A 17,425-nucleotide genomic window follows, 5' to 3' on the forward strand; every position below is an offset into this window, starting at 1 on the left:
ACATTATTCCCCTTTACGAGACTCCGTCATTTGTTTCCATACAGAACCTTTTGCTTCTTCTCCGCCTTCAATACGCTCTAACGCTAGACGCGCTTGCATCGCTACTTCAAACTCTGGATCATCTTGCGCTGCTTTTAATGCTGGAATCGCACTTTCATCACCAAGTTCAAATAAGAACATAGCTGCACGCCATCGTACTAATTTACTTGAATCTTTCAGAGATTTAATCATAACGAACATTGCTGCTGGATCACCTACATCTGATAAGCAATCGCCCGCTGTACGGCGAACACTTACTGAACGGTCTAATAGTGCTTTATATAATAACGGTAATACTTCTTCACCTTTTACCATACCTAAGTATGCTGTTGCTAAACGACGGATTGAAACTTTTTCATCATCTAACGCCATCTTCAACACTGGAATATCGTCTTCTGTAGGATCCATTTGTTCTAATGCTGCAAAACGGTTTTTCCAGTCAGCATCTTTCATCATCTCTTCTGTTACTTTATATGGCTCACGCTTTTGAATCGTTACTTCAACAGCACCTGCCTGATTTAATAATTCTTTAACCGTTTCATTTACACGTTCTTCTGAATAAGCAGCAACAATCTCATCTACTACTTCTTTCCCGATTTCTTCAAAATTACCGTAACGTGTACTTTGTTCCACCCATTTACGTTCTTTCACAACGTTTGGTGCAGACATTTGAACTTTCATAATTGATTCTTTAAAACGGTCAGGTAAACCAACACGTTCTTCCGTCGTTCCATCTGTTAACTTTACTTGCATTGGAATTGTAAAGAACATTTGAACAAACACTTTCACTTCTCCAAAATGAGCAAGTTGTTGTTCTTCACTTTCTCCCACTACTTCTTCACCGAAAACAGCACGAACTTGTTGTAATAAAACTTTCCAGTCATACTTTGCATTTCGCTCCACTGCTAAAAAGTCAGCTACATGATATACACCTTTAATGCCTTCAATTTTTAAAATTTCTTGCACTTGCATTGGTGCTTGTTCTTTATTTTCATTTGTATAATTATTACGCGCTCCTGATGGTAATACTTCATTCAAAATAACCTTCATTGTATTTGGACTTGGCGTCGGTTCAATTGCTTTAATCTTCACGTAAAAAACTCTCCTTTATTGCGTGTTCTTAGGTGTATTGTAACATGTTATCACTCTATACTCCTACTCGGATGCTTAATTTTGCTAATTCCTTTTCTACATTTCTTAGAAGTTTACTTTATTCTATTTTTACCTTATCGTTCCATAACTATAGTTAAACGTATAATTGACAATAATATAAAAAGGGATTAACCTTAACTAACAAAATGACCATGGTCATTTTATGAACAAAGTCATTTATAGGTGGAGGGATAACGAATGAATAATGTCATAATTATTGGTGGCGGTATCGCTGGACTTTGCGCAGCAATTTCCTTACAAAAAATAGGATTAGATGTAAAAGTATATGACAAAAACATGGAATCTACTGTTGCTGGTGCAGGTATAATCATTGCCCCAAATGCAATACAAGCACTGGAACTATTCGGTATTTCAGAGAAAATCAAAAAATTCGGCAACGAAAGTGATGGTTTTAACCTTGTATCTGAAAAAGGAACTATTTTCAATACATTAATTATTCCAACTTGCTATCCAAAAATGTACTCCATTCATAGAAAAGATTTACATCAATTACTACTTTCTGAACTAAAAGAAGATACTGTCGAATGGGGAAAAGAATGCGTAAAAACAGAACAAAATGAAGAAAAAGCCTTAAAAATAGTATTTCAAGATGGTAGTGAAGCACTCGGCAATATACTCATTGCTGCTGATGGTATTCATTCTGTCGTTCGAAAACAAGTAACACAAGGCGATAATTATCGTTATGCAGGATATACATGTTGGCGCGGCGTAACTCCTACTAATAATCTTTCTTTAACAAACGATTTCATTGAAACTTGGGGAACAAACGGTAGATTTGGTATCGTCCCCCTGCCCAACAACGAAGTATACTGGTATGCGCTCATAAACGCTAAAGCCAGAGATCCAAAATACAAAGCTTACACAACAACAGATTTATATAATCATTTCAAAACTTACCATAATCCAATCCCATCTATTTTAAAGAATGCATCGGACGTTGAGATGATTCATCGTGATATTGTAGACATTACTCCAATGAAACAGTTTTTTGACAAACGCATCGTATTTATTGGGGATGCTGCCCATGCACTTACTCCGAATTTAGGTCAAGGTGCTTGTCAAGCAATTGAAGATGCCATCATCTTAGCTGAATGTATCAAAAATAATGCTCACTATCGTCAAGCATTTATAGAATACGAACAAAAAAGACGAGCTAGAATTGAAAAAATCTCAAACACTGCATGGAAAGTTGGAAAAATGGCGCAAATAGAAAGTAAACCTTTAACTATAGTAAGAAATGAAGTAATGAAACGTATTCCAAAATGGATTTCTGAAAGGCAAGCACACGAACTATATAGTTTTCATTTATAACAAGAAACTATAATGATAAGTATAAATAGAGTTCTCTCTATCCTGCTTTCGATTATATAAAGCTTTATAAAACAATAAACTTAATCGTGACGTAAGATTCTATTTGAGTTTATCTATTAAACAGATATAATTGTTTGTGTTAGGAGTAGATTATATATGCTTAGAGAAACGAGAAAAAAAGAATTAAAAGAACTTATCTTCCTAAAAGCAGTACAGCTCTTCCAAGAACGTGGGTACGAAAACGTAACGGTTCAAGATATTACTACTGCATGCGGGATTGCAAAGGGAACTTTCTTCAACTACTTTCCGAAAAAAGAAAACATATTATTATTTTTAGGTGATTCTCAAATTGATTTATGGAATAAAAGTTTAAAAACATATGCAAATGTGGAACATCCGAAAGAGCGAATCCAACTTGTTTTAGGAGATTTACTGGATCGATTTACTGGACATGGTGATTTAATGAAGCATGCCGTCTTTGAGATTATAAAGTCAAACTACTTAGTAGAAAATGAATTAAAAAGTATACAACAGCTACAAGAAGGTTTGTCTTCAATTATTACAGAAGCGAAAGAGGCTGGAAAATTAAACAGTCAGTGGGATATAAACATTATCACTTCTACTATTATGAGCACTTATTTTTACACCTTAATGTCCCATTCACTTTTACATGCAAATGAAGTAAATGTGAAAAATATACTCAATCAACAATTAGATGTTATTTGGGAAGGTATTAATCAAAAGTGATAGAGGGCTATGCTACTAAGCCCTCTAAATTTTTAATACTCATTCTCCTCTTGTTACGATGCCCCCTCCCGCCTTCTCTCCAAAAATGTAATACTCTCAATCACAACTTCCGTTCTATATATTCTCTTTCCTTGTTCATCATCGTAATTACTCGTTTGAATACGCCCGGTAATCCCAACAAGTGACCCCTTTGTACAATATTCAGTTACATTCTCAGCCGATCTTCGCCAAACGACACAATTAATAAAATCGACTTGTTGTTCACCTAAACTATTTCGAAATCCTCTATTCACCGCAACACATATTCGTGCATAAGCGACGCCTTGTTTTGTGTAGTATAATTCTGGCTCCTTTGTCAATCTACCGATTAATACAACTCGATTCATCATAAGTTATACCACCTCACATATTTTTCTTCATTATAGAGATAATGTATCGATAGGTAAAAACTGAGAAACTGTATATTTTCAAACAGAAATAATAACTTTATATATAATAAAAGAAAAAAAGAAACACTACATAATTCAATTATGTAGTGTTTCTAAAAATACATTACGTAAATTTCACTGCAAAATATATATTCTCTCCTGCAATCCATCCTTATTTCCACCCGATATAATACATTTTTCTAAATAGAAAATAATCGGTTTTGCTTTAAATTTTAGTTATTCATTAGATTTGGCTCCATATATCTCGGTAGCTGAACAAGTTACTTCATCCTCTACTACATACTATGAATTATTTCAATTTAACGTTACTAATCTTGTAAATAACCAGCCCTTGTATTGTAATACCATTCATAGATGTATTCTTGTCCCTCGAAAAGTTGTTTTGCATGAATGGCAACTCCTAGATGTTTGGAAATCTCAAATGTTGACTGGTTTACTTCATTTTCTTCATCCGCTTGTGATTCAATAGATATTTTATCAAAATACCCGCTATATATCACGCCAAGTAATTGGTATCGTTCTTCACACGTTACGCTCTTCTCGTCATCATCCCATTTATACACTTTACGTATACCAAGTACGGGACTTCCGCTACTACCTTTTACTGTAGGCACATCAATCAAAAATTCTTCTTTGCCATCGTAAGGAAAATATGGATGTGTTGCTGTATATCCTCTACGGAATATAGGGAAATTATTTTCTTCATCTATCAGTCCGGCTGGGTATCCGATCATCGCAACTTCTTCCATAGGGCCCATGGTCAATAGTTCTTCATCAGTTGGGATATATTCAAAATAAAGAACATGTATGCAAGGGATTGCTTCAGTTTGTTTTATCTCCCTTAACAGTTCCATAACAGGAATAAATGCCAAGTCTATCTTTTCATTCGGATGGAAAATAGCTGTTAAATATTCTCCCCATGATTCTTCCAGAAATGGGCGATCAACTTCATAGATATTATCTTCTAATTCATCATACTCCCCTTCATGAACACATTCTTTCGTATGTATTGTAAATGAAATACGATCCGATCCTGCAATCACATGTTTATTCGTAACAAGGAAAATCAAGCTCCCATCTTGTTTTTTTGAGAAATCAAAGAAAAATCCAGTTCCTACTCTTCCACCACTTTGAATTCTAACAGTGAAATACATTAAAGCCACATTTGAGATTTCTATCTTTTGTTTCAGCATCGTCATAGCCCCTATTCCTTATGTTTCAACTATTTATCGATACTAACCTTAGCACAAGATTATCTTTCAGAAAAGTAAAAAAATAACGTCCACCACTTTCTCTGGTATGCCGCAAGTGAAAAAACTTTTAGAAAATAGTTTTTTCATAATTCCTTTGTTCTCTTTCATCATATTCCATCCTCTTCAATTCAAGTTAATAACATTCAAATTATACCGTTTTTTCAACTTATTCAACATTAACGGAAAGCTGACTAATCAAAGCTTCAATTTATCTTTGAAAATAAAAAAATCCTGCATATTTCATGCAGGATTTTTTTATTAGTCATTTTTCGTAAAGTAAGAAACGAAACGAAGAATTTCTAAGTATAACCATACTAATGTAAGCATTAGTCCCATTGCAGTGTACCACTCCATATATTTTGGAGCTTGACTACGTGCACCATTTTCGATTAAATCGAAATCTAGTAATAAGTTTAATGAAGCAACTACGATAACAACCGCACTAATAATAATACCGATTGTACCACCTTGATGAATATATGGAACAGTAACACCAAACATGTTTAATAGGAACACGATTAAATACATAACCATAATTCCAAATGTTGCTGCCATAACGCCTGTACGGAATTTATCCGTTACTTTTACTACGCGTGTTGCATATAAAACTAACATTGCAAATAAAATTGAGATTGTTAGTAATACAGCATTTAAAACGATAGAATCTTGGAATTTCATCGCATAAACTGCTGAAATACTACCTAACACAATCCCTTCTACTGCTGCATAGATTGGCGCACCAAAAGGTGAAATACGCGGGAAGAACATAGACGCAAATGCGATGATTGCCGCAACGATTAAAGCACCAATTAATACTGGCATCTTCATCGTCCCCTGCATCATCTGTATGTATGAATAGACAGACGTTGCAAGTAGCAAGATAAGCATAATGAACGTTTTGCCTACTGTTCCGCCAATAGTCATCGCAGAAGCACTTGCTCCCTCTTTACGGAATGCCTCTTTTTTCAACATTGGATTAGATGTTCTCATTTTTTCCCTCCTAAAATAGGTTCTACCAATAGTGTAAAGTTTTTCTCTTTACTTTTCAATATATGCAGCTTGTTTTTATTTTAAACCTTCAACGATGTCTGATAGTTCACTCCATCTTTCCATCTTTTTTTCTAGCTCTTCTTCTGTTTTCTGCTGTGCTTCAGATAATTCTTGTGCCTTTGTGAAGTCAGATCCAACTTTCGCAAGTTCTTCTCCAATTGACTCAATTTTCTCTTCAAGTTCGGCAATTGTATCTTCAATCGTTTCCCATTCACGCTGCTCATTGTATGAAAGTTTACGTTTACGTTGTTGTTTTGGAGCTTCTTCTACTACTTTTTTCTCTTTTTGAACTTCCGCTTTCTCTATAAGTTCTCTCGTTTTTTCCATTTCTAAATAATCTGTATAACTACCTAGGAACTCACGCACTTCGCCTCCGCCAGTAAAGATGAACAGTTCATCTACTACTTTATCTAAGAAGTAACGGTCATGCGATACAGTTAAAACGACACCTGGGAAATCTTCTAAATAATCTTCTAGTACTGTTAATGTTTGTGTATCTAGATCGTTCGTAGGTTCATCAAGTAAAAGTACGTTCGGTTCCCCCATTAATATACGTAATAAGTATAAACGTCTTCTTTCACCACCAGATAGTTTACCAAGCGGTGTACCATGTGAATGAGTCGGGAATAAGAAACGTTCTAACATTTGAGATGCACCAATTACTTTTCCATCTGTCGTATGAATAACTTCTGCAATCTCTTTAATATATTCAATCATACGCTGATTTAAATTCATCTCTTCATTTTCTTGCGTATAATAAGCAACTTTTACAGTTTGTCCTACCTCAACTTCACCACTATCAGGAGATAACTTACCTGCAAGCATATTTAATAGGGAAGATTTCCCGCTTCCATTCGCCCCAATAATTCCAATACGATCACCCGGTTTCACAATATGATTAAAATTATGTAATACCGTCTTATCGCCAAATTTTTTCGTTACATCTTTTAACTCAAGTACTTTCTTTCCTAGGCGACTTCCACTTAGTGCAATATCAACTGACTGTTTTGCAGCTGGTCCTTCTTGCCCTTTTAATTCGTCAAAACGCTGAATACGTGCTTTTTGTTTTGTTGAACGAGCTTTTGCCCCACGGCGAATCCATGCTAGTTCACGACGATATAAGTTTTGACGTTTTGATTCTTGCGCAATTTCTTGTTCTTCACGAAGTGCTTTCGCCTCTAGAAACGTACTATAGTTACCTTCATAACTATATAGCTTTCCGTTGTCTAATTCGAAAATACGATTCGTCACACGATCTAAGAAATAACGATCATGGGTAACAAGTAATACCGCACCTGTATATCTTGCTAAATATTCTTCTAACCATTCAACTGTCTCATGGTCAAGATGGTTCGTAGGCTCGTCTAAAATTAATAAATCAGGTGTTTCAATAAAACATTGTGCCATTGCGATACGTTTTTTCTGTCCACCAGATAAATTCCCAACAATTGCAGTGAAATCTGTAATTCCTAATTTCGTTAAAAGAGATTTCGCATTTGCATTTGCTTCCCATGCACTCATTGCATCCATACGTTGCTGCACTGCAAATAATTGTTCCTGTACTTTTTCATTACTTGGATCTTTTTCAATATTTAACAGTGCTTTTTCATAATCACGAAGAAGACGAATTAAAGGTGTATCACCATGAAACACTTGCTCTAATACTGTTAGTTTTTCATCAAACTCTGGTTGCTGTGATAAATAACTTATTGTATACCCACGTGAATGCGTCATATCACCTGTATCAGGAGTTTCTAATCCTGCAATAATTTTTAATAATGTCGATTTACCAGTACCGTTTACACCAATAATTCCGACACGTTGTCCTTCTGTAATACTACATGATAATCCATCAAATAACGGCTTTTCTCCATATGATTTTGATAAGTTCTCCACAGTTAACATTTTCATATTTGTGCATTCCACTCTTTCATAAATTGTTCAATAAACTGTTCCATATAACAATGACGAACTTCAGCCTCTTGTTTTGCTGCGTTCGTATTCATTAAGTCTTTTAATTTCAATAATTTTTCATAAAAATGATTTAAAGATGGATCATTATTTTTTCTATATTCTTCTTTCGTCATTACTTCACGCGGCGGAATAGTTGGATTATACATTAATCTCCCTTTCGCTCCGCCATATGCAAATGTACGTGCAATTCCAATTGCTCCAAGGGCATCTAAACGGTCCGCATCTTGAACAATTTTACCTTCAAGTGACTCAACTGCCCCGCCGTGTCCACCCTTATAAGACATGTTAGCAATAATATGAAGAATATGTTTCCCTTCTTCCCCATCTACATGTAATTCTTCTAACCAATCAGAAACTTTTTTCATTCCTGCTTCTTCACTTTCATTTAACTTTTCATCTGCTACATCGTGAAGTAATGCTGCCATTTCAATTATAAAACGATTTCCCCCTTCTTGCTCAGATAAAGAAATCGCCAGTTTATGTACGCGCTCAATATGATACCAATCATGCCCACTCGCATCTTTTTCTAAAATATGTTTTACAAAAGTAATTGTTTTTTGAATTTTTTCTTGTTTTGTCATTTTATCTTCACCCAGTTACTTATTGTAACACGCCCGCATTTTTTCATCACATATTTTCTTGTCCGCCCATACACTAGGTGGTAGGCATCATCATGAAGGAGGAATAAATATGTTCTATAATAATCAACCGCCTTACCCAAGGCAACCATTTTACCCTCAGCAACAGGAGCAAGAACAAAGATATACAGAACAATATGAAGAACAAGAGTTACAACAGCAAGAGCAACAATATGAACAAAATCCATATGCAACACCACAGAACCAAGGACCTGGATACCCTCAAAACCCTTATGACACACGTCCAAATTTTGAATATCCTCAAAATCCATATGCAGAATCGCAAACTCAAGAACAACAATTTCAACAAAATCCATATGCAATACCGCAAACTCAAGAACAACAATTTCAACAAAATCCATACGTAGCACCACAAACTCAAGAACAACAATTTCAACAAAATCCATACGTAGCACCACAAACTCAAGAACAACAATTTCAACAAAATCCATACCCAACTCAGCCACAACAACCGCAATACCAACAACAAATCTATCAACCAAACTACGACGCACGTGTTTCACCACCTAAACCACCAACAATTGATCCAACGCAACCACAAATTTTACCACCAGGACCAACATTAGATATTACACAGCCACAAATTTTACCACCTGGCCCTATAACAGAACCTACGCAACAACAAATCCAGCAAGTTGTCGGTACACAGTTCTTACCTTTTAAAAAGCCTGTGCTAGATTTCGTAAAACCTTGGGTAGATTACGGTTTAAATGAAGCAAAACATACATCACATAAACACGCTTTAACTGAAGTTGCTGCGATTATGTTTTTAGTTGGGAAAGGATTCAATCCTACGATTGCACATTATATCGTTGAATCTTGGGAGAAGAATGAGCAGTTTTAGGGTTGTTTATTTTATGTTATTTAAAACTATAAAAGTGTCACAAATGCCTGTTATACAAGCATTTGCGACACTTTTTACTTGTTATATTATATTTATTCTATTCCAAAAGGAATTTTCATCTTAATTCACGTGTTTTCATATTATTTGTGAGCAAAATGTGAGCAAATAATAGCCTTTTAATTAAACTGTACTAGGGCGATTTTCATTTTAAAAACCATTCATTCAACATAAATTCCCACAATAAAGTGAAACTTTAATCAGTGGGGGTTTTGTTCATCCCCCACTGATTATTAGTTGAACCAATCGGACTTTTACGGACAGTTGATCCCCCACCTAACTTCTTTGCTTCCGCTGAATTTTGAGGTGGGGGTCTTACTGCCCGTTAAAGCGGGATAAATTTTGTATTACAATCACCTTGATAAATAGGTATTATCGGGATTACCTATTGAGAACTCTAACAAACACATATGTTGTAAAATACATTTTTTCGAGGAAACTTTAACCATTTATTGTTATAATTATATCCGCAATATTTTCCCAGGAGAGTTCCTATAAATAACAATAGGATAATGGACATACATATTAGGCACTCCCCTTCTTTAATACGTTCATAGAAATATAGAAAGGGTTTATACGATGGGACAATTGGTGTTATTCCGCAAGAAATTCGAAATAAGTTGGTTGGAAAGGAATTCAAATCATTCGATGAATTTAGAGCTGAGTTTTGGAAAACAGTTGCTGATTCGAGCTACGCAAACGAATTTAATCGCATGAACAGGATGAGGATGCTGGAAGGTAAAGCACCTTATACTCCCGGATCAGAGCAGTATGGAGCACATAAAGTGTATGTCTTACACCACAAGCAACCTATTCATCAAGGGGGCGATGTCTATAACCTTGATAACTTAATTATTGTATCTCCTAAGACTCACCAAACCATTTTAGACCCTGCTTATCATTTTGGAAAAAAAGGGTTATAAATTTATAAGGGGTAGATAACATGAACAGTAAAATGACTAAAGATGAGCTTATTAAACTTGTAGAACAAATATGTGATCCTAAATTACCAGATGAGTTGGGTAGTAAGTATATTGATATCTTAAAGGCGAATGTGCCTCACCCAGCTCCGAGTGACTTGATTTTTTGGGATTTTAGAGACTTAACTCCAGAAGAAATAGTAGAGATTGCTTTGAACTACAAAGAAAAAGAAGAGAAATAAAATATTAACGGACAAGCTGCCCACCTAAAAATGGGCGGCTTTCTTCATTATCTAAATCTAAGCCAACTTACATAAAAATCACTAGCCGTAATATAGTACTTATGCCCCTTCGAATTATAAACACGATACTGTGGATACCCATTGACATTTACCTTTGCGTCGATTGTAAATCCAAATCCTACGTCAACTGTACCAGCAACATCTTTATCCTGCCAAGAAGGAGCATCATAAAAACGTAGATTGTTAACTTTCGAAACAACTCGCTTCCCTACAATAGAGGAATCTACTGTACTTTTCTTGTTAAACTTCACATAAGATGGATCGTTTTTAATCCATTGTTCTCCACTAAGATTTAACCAACCATCCTTTTCAGCCAATACAGCATAATATAAATCATTAGCATCAATTTATTACTTTCCCATTTGTATTTCACCTCTACGTTATACTACATTACCGATTTAGAACTATAACAAACACATATGTTGTAAAATACATTTTTTCCAAGGAAACTTTAACTATTTATTGTTATAATTATATCTGCAATATTTTCTCAGGAGAGTTCCTATAAAGAACAATAGAATAATGGACATACATACTAGGCACTCCCCTTCTTTAATAGGGGGTATTAAAATGAATAATGTTACTTGGATTGGGGTAAATAAAAAAGAAATTACAGATGAACATATTCAACAAGTAGAACAATATTTGGGTGTTAAATTTCCTAATGATTTTATTGAATGTGTAAAGAAATATGATGGTGGCTATCCACGGCCGAAAGTGTTCGATATACAAGGACTAGACGAAAGTACATTTAATGATCTATTAACTCTACATATTGATGATAAATATTCGATAGTTCAAAAATATGAGAATATAAAAGATAGATTAATGGATGGGGTTTATCCTTTCGCAAGTGATTCTTTTGGCAATTTCATATGTTTTGATTATCGAAGCAACCCTGAATCACCAACAATCATATTTTGGGATCATGAGGAGGAAGAGATAGAAGATTCACTCTACCCTGTTTGCTCAACATTCACAGAATTACTTAATAGTCTACATGCTTTCGAAGATGAAGAATAAAAGAAGAGCACCTTGAAGTGAGGGTAAACATTACATAAAGTTGGTATGATTCACTTAATTTAAGGGGAAAGATTATATGAAGGTTATTCAATCTATATTTAAAGGATTTCGTTTAATAGGTTTAATCGTAAGGCCAATACTTAAAGCATTATCTAAAAGTAAATTCTAATTATATAGAAATAAAAAACTGTCATTTAAATAGGCGATTTTTCTATTTCCCTCTTCCTTTTCTCCTATCTAAAAGTGTCACAAGTGCCTGTTATTCAAGCATTTGTGACACTTTTTATTTGTTATATTATGTTCTATTTTAAAAAGAATTTCATATTTTTTCATGTGTTTTTATATTATTTGTGAGTAAATAATGGCCTTTTAATTAAACCGTATTAGATCGAATTTCATCTTAAAAACAATTCATTTAACATAAATCTCTATGATAAATCTTGAATTACAATCATCTTGATAAATAGGTATTACCGTTCTCATTGTTGAACTTGTATGCGGAAGATATATTTTTGTTTTAATACCGTTTCATCTTATTTCATACCGTGCATTAAATCTAAGTTTGTTTAATAACGTTTTTCTGTGATATCACTACTTATTATTAATTCGTGGTTGTTTTTATTGAAGCAAAAATTCGAGTAAAACGTGTGGTTTTGTCTATCCATATTTTAGACAAAATGGTAATGACAAAAGAGTGATTTTTTAATTTACAATTTAGTTGGATTAAACAAAGAGTGGGGTTCTACATTTAATAAGAACCCTATTAGAGATACACTATATTTTTATAAACAATACCAACATCTCAAAAGTTTGATATAATCATACAGTTATTAATAGCAACTAGGGAGATAGACAGTATGAACGATACAAATATGCCAAAAGAAATAGGAACGGCTAAGCGGACGCCATTCGCTTCGATACCGAAGAAGTTCATCGGTATTGGTAAGATTATAAAAAAACAAACAAAAGTGGAGCGTCCTACATTAACCCAAGACGAACAAGAAATGATTGAAAACAAGTTATTATGTGCATACCTTTCTGAAGAGAAGATATCGATTACTTATTATAGAGATGGTCATTTGCTAACTAGATATATGACTGTAACTGACATAAATCCGATAAAGAATTTAATAACTTGCACTGATGCATCCTATAACAGAATTTTTCTTAATTTTATAGATATAATTGATTTAAGATAAAAACATACAAATTCCTAAATATATCCAAAAATATCAGACTTTGAAATAGGAAATCTGATATTAAGAGACAATACTATGAAGGTTATAAGGTCTCTTTTCAGAGCATTTCGTTTGTTGAGTAAAATCATAAACCCTATATTAAAAGCATTATCTAAAAGTAGATTCTAATTACATAGAAATAAAAAACCGTCATTTAAATAGGCGGTTTTTCTATTTCCATCTCTCTTCCCCCTATCCTTCACATAACATGTACTAAAATGGAATAGTTATTGTATATTGGCAGTAAGAGAAGAGCCTGAGAACCATATCAGGCTCTTCTTTGTTTGTATAAAATGTAATAAAATAACTATTTTGTTAAATTTTTAAAATGAACTCCCTCGTCTATTCACTTTATAACTTTTATTTCCTTTCCTGCAATATCCTACTAGTAACTAATTATTGCTTATATGTCCCATATGAACGCCTCAATTTTATTGGCATATACTTTGAAGGAAAAAACATTTCATATTAAACATATTCCCACAAATACTTTAAACTTAGTTGCTAATATAATTTATCAAAACATACCTGAAAATTTTTTAGAAGGAGGTATTTATGAAATATAATCGAAAATCAAACTCACCAAATTCGTGTGATAAATTTCAGCAATCCTGCTTTATTTCTATATCCCCTTGTGATCAAAGTAATTGCTGTACACCTGTTTTTTTCTCAAATTCTCAACAACAAGAATTATTAATCTTACTTAACCAATTAAACCAAGCTATCCTTTCTTTCTTCACTACACCAAATCCGACAAACACACAAATACTTCAATCTGCATTACAAGCATTACATGATTTATTAATTGCAGTACAACCAAATACTCCAAATAGAAATTTAGTTATACGAACTATAAATCAATTAATCATTTCCTTACCTACTGCATCTCTCACTCAAATCTCAGCATTATTCCAGTTTCTATTCCAAAACTTGTCTTCACTTATTAGTTGTTCAAATATACTGGACCCCTTGTTACAGCAGACATTTAACTTAATTTTGCAAGGAATCTTGAATAGCTCACTATTAAACATTACTGGAACAACGGGGCCGACGGGGCCTGAAGGACCTACTGGATCTCAAGGTGCGCAAGGCATTCAAGGACCTGAAGGGCCTGAAGGGCCACCGGGACCTACTGGACCTCAAGGCGTGCAAGGTATTCAAGGACCTGAAGGGCCTGAAGGACCTACTGGACCTCAAGGTGTGCAAGGTATTCAAGGCATTCAAGGACCACCAGGGCCTACTGGTTCAGGGACAGGAACGGGAGTTCCAGGTCCACCAGGACCTACTGGACCTCAAGGCGTGCAAGGCATTCAAGGGCCTGAAGGGCCTGAAGGACCTACTGGGCCCCAAGGCGTGCAGGGCATTCAAGGAACTGAAGGGCCTGAAGGACCTGAAGGACCTACTGGACCTCAAGGTGTGCAAGGTATTCAAGGCATCCAAGGACCACCGGGACCTACTGGGCCATCGGGAGATTGTGATTGCCCACCGGGGCCTACTGGACCGACGGGACCTACTGGACCGACCGGGCCGACGGGACCTACTGGGTCGACGGGACCTACTGGGTCGACGGGACCTAGTTGTAATTTCCTTGTTTATGCTACAAACGCAGGAGTCATAGATGACCCTACAGATGATACAGTATCTGTGATCAACACTGGAACAAATACTGTAGTCGATACAATTACGGTAGGTAATGCACCTCTTGAAGTAACTGTTTCACCAAATGGTGCTCGTGCTTATGTTACTAATATTTTTTCTGATACTGTTTCCGTTATTGATACTGCTACCAATACAGTTAGCGCTACCATTCCTGTTGGAACTGATCCGATCGGCGTAGCTGTTTCTCCAAATAACACAACTGTTTATGTTGGAAATCATGGGAATAATACAGTTTCTGTTATTAATGCAGCTACTAACTCCGTTAGCGCTACCATTCCTGTTGGCACTGCTCCGCAAGGAATCACTGTTTCTCCAAATGGAGCCCTTGCATATGTTGCAAATGAATTAAGCAACACAATTTCTGTTATTAATACTGCTACCAACACAGTTGGTGCTACCATTCCTGTTGGCATTCGCCCTAGGATAATCGTCTTTACACTAGATGGGACTCGTGCTTATGTCACAAATCAAAACAGCAATACTGTTTCTGTTATTAACACCGCTACCAATTCCGTTATTAATACAATTAACGTAGGAACTGAACCTGTTGGTATAGCTATTACACCAAATGGCACTCATATTTACGTAGTAAATAAAGTTAGCAATAATGTATCGGTAATAAACGTAGCGACAAATACTGTAATCGATACGATTCCTGTTGCTCTATCCCCTGATCAAGTGACTATCATACCAGATGGCACTCTCGCCTATGTTACAAACCAATCTAGTAATACTGTTTCTGTCATCAATACTGCTACAAATACGGTTATTGATACGGTCCCAGTAGGTGTTGCTCCAACTGGGATAGCAACCGGATTTATTTGTGAATAATATAAAAGTGACAGAGAGACACTAATCACGTTTCTCTGTTCTTTCATTATTTTCATAAAACAAACAAATGTTTACATAGACAAAACATAGATTTTATATAGACATGTACAATTTTTGTTCATGTTTTTTAATTGAAACATACAAATAAAATGGTGGTAAGTAATTATCTTTATCATTAAATAATTTTTATTTCGGCATCTATACTGGGTGCTCTTTTTTGATACTGACAAAATAACGATTTGGTTGAAAAATAAAATTAAAATAACGAATATTTTATATTATATAAAACTAAAAAAGTGTCACAGATGCCTGTTATATAAGCATTTATGACACTTTTCATTTGTAATATCTATGTTTGTTACTAAGAATGCGGCTTTACGACATTATGCATAGACTTATTAATAAAAAAGGAAAAGGCCGATTTCTATCGTCCCTTTCAAACTACATCTTATTAACACTCTTTACTAAGACCTTTTCTTTCTAGGACCTACAATTAATTTGATTGCTGTTCTTTCTTGATCATTGATAGAAATCTCTTGAAATGCTGGAACAAAAGTCAAATCAATACCACTTGGAGCGACAAATCCTCTTGCAATCGCAATTGCTTTGATTGCTTGATTTAAAGAACCAGCCCCAATCACTTGAATTTCCACATTGCCATTTGCTCTTAGTACACCTGCTATTGCGCCTGCAACTGAATTGGGACTTGATTTTGAAGATACTTTTAATATATTTTCCATATAAGTTGCTCCCTCTACTATTTAATCACTCTTTCGTTACGAATTAAAATATTTCAACGTATCTTTAACTACTATTCACACCAAAAGCAAACAATGCTATATAACTACATTCATTCGATACTTTTCGTCTTCTTCCTGCCCAGCTGCACAAATAAAAAAGCAATGACTAAGAGCTCTAATATACAAACATTAAAATGTTAGAAGTTCACTTTACGATAACATGCGTGCAATTAAGATTAGTAAATGTTTCTTTTTCAGGTGGAATTAATATACAAAGCGTTTCTTCTATACGTAAATCTATGAAAAACTTCATCCCTGGAGCACTTTATACTCCAAATCTATTTCCTTTTATAGTACAAGCATACACGCCAATTATGGTTCATTTGCATAAACTACTATGCGTCTTAAATTTATTAATAATAGGAGGTCATATATTGGGTTCATACTATCATTCTTCAAACTCGTATAATAAATGTTCATGCAAATCTTCTTCTAGTTCATATAAAAAATGTTCATGCAAATCTTCTTCTAGTTCATATAAAAAATGTCCATGCTCCTCTTCTTCTAGTTCATACAAAAAATGTTCATGCCACGATTCACATAAACCAGCTAAGCCAGCTTACGGAACTTTTTGGCAAACTGAATTTATAACTGTCCCTTTCGGCAGTTCTTTTCCATTTAATCACGTTGGGCCAAAGGCAGGAGGAGTTTCTTTACTAAATCCAACTACTCTACAAATTAGTCAAGCTGGTGATTATAGAGTTTCTTTCATTTCCAGTATTAATACTACTTTAAATCCTGTATTTCCACATATTCCAGTTATAACTATATTTTTAAACAACAATCCACTTGCTAATAGCCAAGGTGATTTCGCTTTTCAAATGAATACCTCAGCAAATAATGAATGTCTTCAACTAGTTGGTGAAACTATCGTTACAGTACCAGCTAATGCCACTCTGCAACTTAGAAATAATAGCGGCTTTAATCATCAAAGTATCGTAACTTGTGATAATGGTATAAATTCACTTGAACTAACAGTTACAAAACTAGGTTAATAGTATTCCTTCACATTCAGATGCTACTTCAGTATCTTTTATTATTGAATGACGATTTTCTTCAATTTCTACCATCTCTCTTATAGAACGTAAACTCACTT

Annotated in this window: 15 protein-coding genes and 2 pseudogenes; 9 read left to right on the top strand and 8 right to left on the bottom strand. The window is 34.7% G+C overall.

The genetic code is table 11. The features are described 5' to 3' along the window. Positions 1 to 3 precede the first annotated feature (3 nt). Complete coding sequence (locus EUC40_RS15460; protein WP_156575894.1) at positions 4 to 1,131, bottom strand: conserved virulence factor C family protein; 1,128 nt, start codon at positions 1,129 to 1,131, stop codon at positions 4 to 6. 258 nt (positions 1,132 to 1,389) lie between these two features. Between EUC40_RS15460 and EUC40_RS15465 the strand changes: the two genes are divergently transcribed. Together EUC40_RS15465 and EUC40_RS15470 are read left to right on the top strand one after the other, a co-directional pair. Continuing rightward, the gene (locus EUC40_RS15465; protein WP_156575895.1) at positions 1,390 to 2,523 is read left to right on the top strand and encodes an FAD-dependent oxidoreductase; all 1,134 of its coding nucleotides are present in this window, start codon (positions 1,390 to 1,392) and stop codon (positions 2,521 to 2,523) included. 156 nt (positions 2,524 to 2,679) lie between these two features. Continuing rightward, positions 2,680 to 3,270: a TetR/AcrR family transcriptional regulator gene (locus EUC40_RS15470; protein WP_156575896.1), complete on the top strand. Its 591-nt coding sequence runs from the start codon at positions 2,680 to 2,682 to the stop codon at positions 3,268 to 3,270. A gap of 53 nt (positions 3,271 to 3,323) precedes the next feature. Here the strand turns inward: EUC40_RS15470 and EUC40_RS15475 are convergent, their stop codons facing one another. The 5 genes from EUC40_RS15475 to EUC40_RS15495 form a co-directional block, all read right to left on the bottom strand. Continuing rightward, complete coding sequence (locus EUC40_RS15475) at positions 3,324 to 3,659, bottom strand: single-stranded DNA-binding protein (RefSeq protein ID WP_071712886.1); 336 nt, start codon at positions 3,657 to 3,659, stop codon at positions 3,324 to 3,326. A 368-nt stretch (positions 3,660 to 4,027) separates the two neighbouring features. Beyond that, positions 4,028 to 4,912: a S1 family peptidase gene (locus EUC40_RS15480; protein ID WP_167520156.1), complete on the bottom strand. Its 885-nt coding sequence runs from the start codon at positions 4,910 to 4,912 to the stop codon at positions 4,028 to 4,030. A gap of 318 nt (positions 4,913 to 5,230) precedes the next feature. Continuing rightward, entirely contained in the window at positions 5,231 to 5,962 is a 732-nt protein-coding gene (locus EUC40_RS15485) for a Bax inhibitor-1/YccA family protein (RefSeq protein WP_156575898.1), read from the bottom strand. Between the two features lie 75 nt (positions 5,963 to 6,037). Further along, entirely contained in the window at positions 6,038 to 7,933 is a 1,896-nt protein-coding gene (locus EUC40_RS15490) for an ABC-F family ATP-binding cassette domain-containing protein (protein ID WP_071712884.1), read from the bottom strand. Next, the gene (locus EUC40_RS15495) at positions 7,930 to 8,577 is read right to left on the bottom strand and encodes an HD domain-containing protein (protein ID WP_156575899.1); all 648 of its coding nucleotides are present in this window, start codon (positions 8,575 to 8,577) and stop codon (positions 7,930 to 7,932) included. The genes EUC40_RS15490 and EUC40_RS15495 overlap by 4 nt, the downstream gene beginning before the upstream one ends. A 109-nt stretch (positions 8,578 to 8,686) precedes the next feature. Between EUC40_RS15495 and EUC40_RS15500 the strand changes: the two genes are divergently transcribed. From EUC40_RS15500 to EUC40_RS15510, 3 genes and pseudogenes are all read left to right on the top strand, one after another. Continuing rightward, positions 8,687 to 9,499: a hypothetical protein gene (locus EUC40_RS15500; RefSeq protein ID WP_156575900.1), complete on the top strand. Its 813-nt coding sequence runs from the start codon at positions 8,687 to 8,689 to the stop codon at positions 9,497 to 9,499. Between the two features lie 638 nt (positions 9,500 to 10,137). Continuing rightward, positions 10,138 to 10,479: pseudogene (locus tag EUC40_RS15505) on the top strand (T7SS effector LXG polymorphic toxin); the annotation flags it as partial. 20 nt (positions 10,480 to 10,499) lie between these two features. Continuing rightward, complete coding sequence (locus tag EUC40_RS15510) at positions 10,500 to 10,718, top strand: bacteriocin immunity protein (protein ID WP_003193833.1); 219 nt, start codon at positions 10,500 to 10,502, stop codon at positions 10,716 to 10,718. 47 nt (positions 10,719 to 10,765) lie between these two features. Here EUC40_RS15510 and EUC40_RS15515 read toward each other — a convergent pair. Continuing rightward, positions 10,766 to 11,104: pseudogene (locus EUC40_RS15515) on the bottom strand (thioredoxin domain-containing protein); the annotation flags it as partial. Between the two features lie 244 nt (positions 11,105 to 11,348). Between EUC40_RS15515 and EUC40_RS15520 the strand changes: the two are divergent. The 3 genes from EUC40_RS15520 (at position 11,349) to EUC40_RS15530 (ending at position 15,529) form a co-directional block, all read left to right on the top strand. Beyond that, a complete protein-coding gene (locus EUC40_RS15520; protein WP_156575901.1) occupies positions 11,349 to 11,801 on the top strand; it encodes an SMI1/KNR4 family protein in 453 nt (150 codons plus the stop codon). Positions 11,802 to 12,658: 857 nt separating this feature from the next. After that, on the top strand, positions 12,659 to 13,000 hold the full coding sequence (locus EUC40_RS15525) for a YolD-like family protein (RefSeq protein WP_156575902.1): 342 nt from the start codon (positions 12,659 to 12,661) through the stop codon (positions 12,998 to 13,000). A 594-nt stretch (positions 13,001 to 13,594) separates the two neighbouring features. Next, positions 13,595 to 15,529, top strand: a complete 1,935-nt coding sequence (locus tag EUC40_RS15530; protein WP_156575903.1) for a YVTN family beta-propeller repeat protein — start codon at positions 13,595 to 13,597, stop codon at positions 15,527 to 15,529. Positions 15,530 to 15,993: 464 nt separating this feature from the next. On the opposite strand, the gene EUC40_RS15535 is transcribed toward EUC40_RS15530, so the two are convergent. Next, entirely contained in the window at positions 15,994 to 16,269 is a 276-nt protein-coding gene (locus tag EUC40_RS15535; RefSeq protein ID WP_000427793.1) for a stage V sporulation protein S, read from the bottom strand. Positions 16,270 to 16,703: 434 nt separating this feature from the next. On the opposite strand from EUC40_RS15535, the gene EUC40_RS15540 reads away from it, so the two are divergent. Next, on the top strand, positions 16,704 to 17,324 hold the full coding sequence (locus tag EUC40_RS15540; protein ID WP_156576951.1) for a preprotein translocase: 621 nt from the start codon (positions 16,704 to 16,706) through the stop codon (positions 17,322 to 17,324). Positions 17,325 to 17,425: the final 101 nt, after the last annotated feature.

It is taken from the genome of Bacillus luti, from assembly GCF_009739945.1.
Lineage (GTDB): Bacteria > Bacillota > Bacilli > Bacillales > Bacillaceae_G > Bacillus_A > Bacillus_A luti.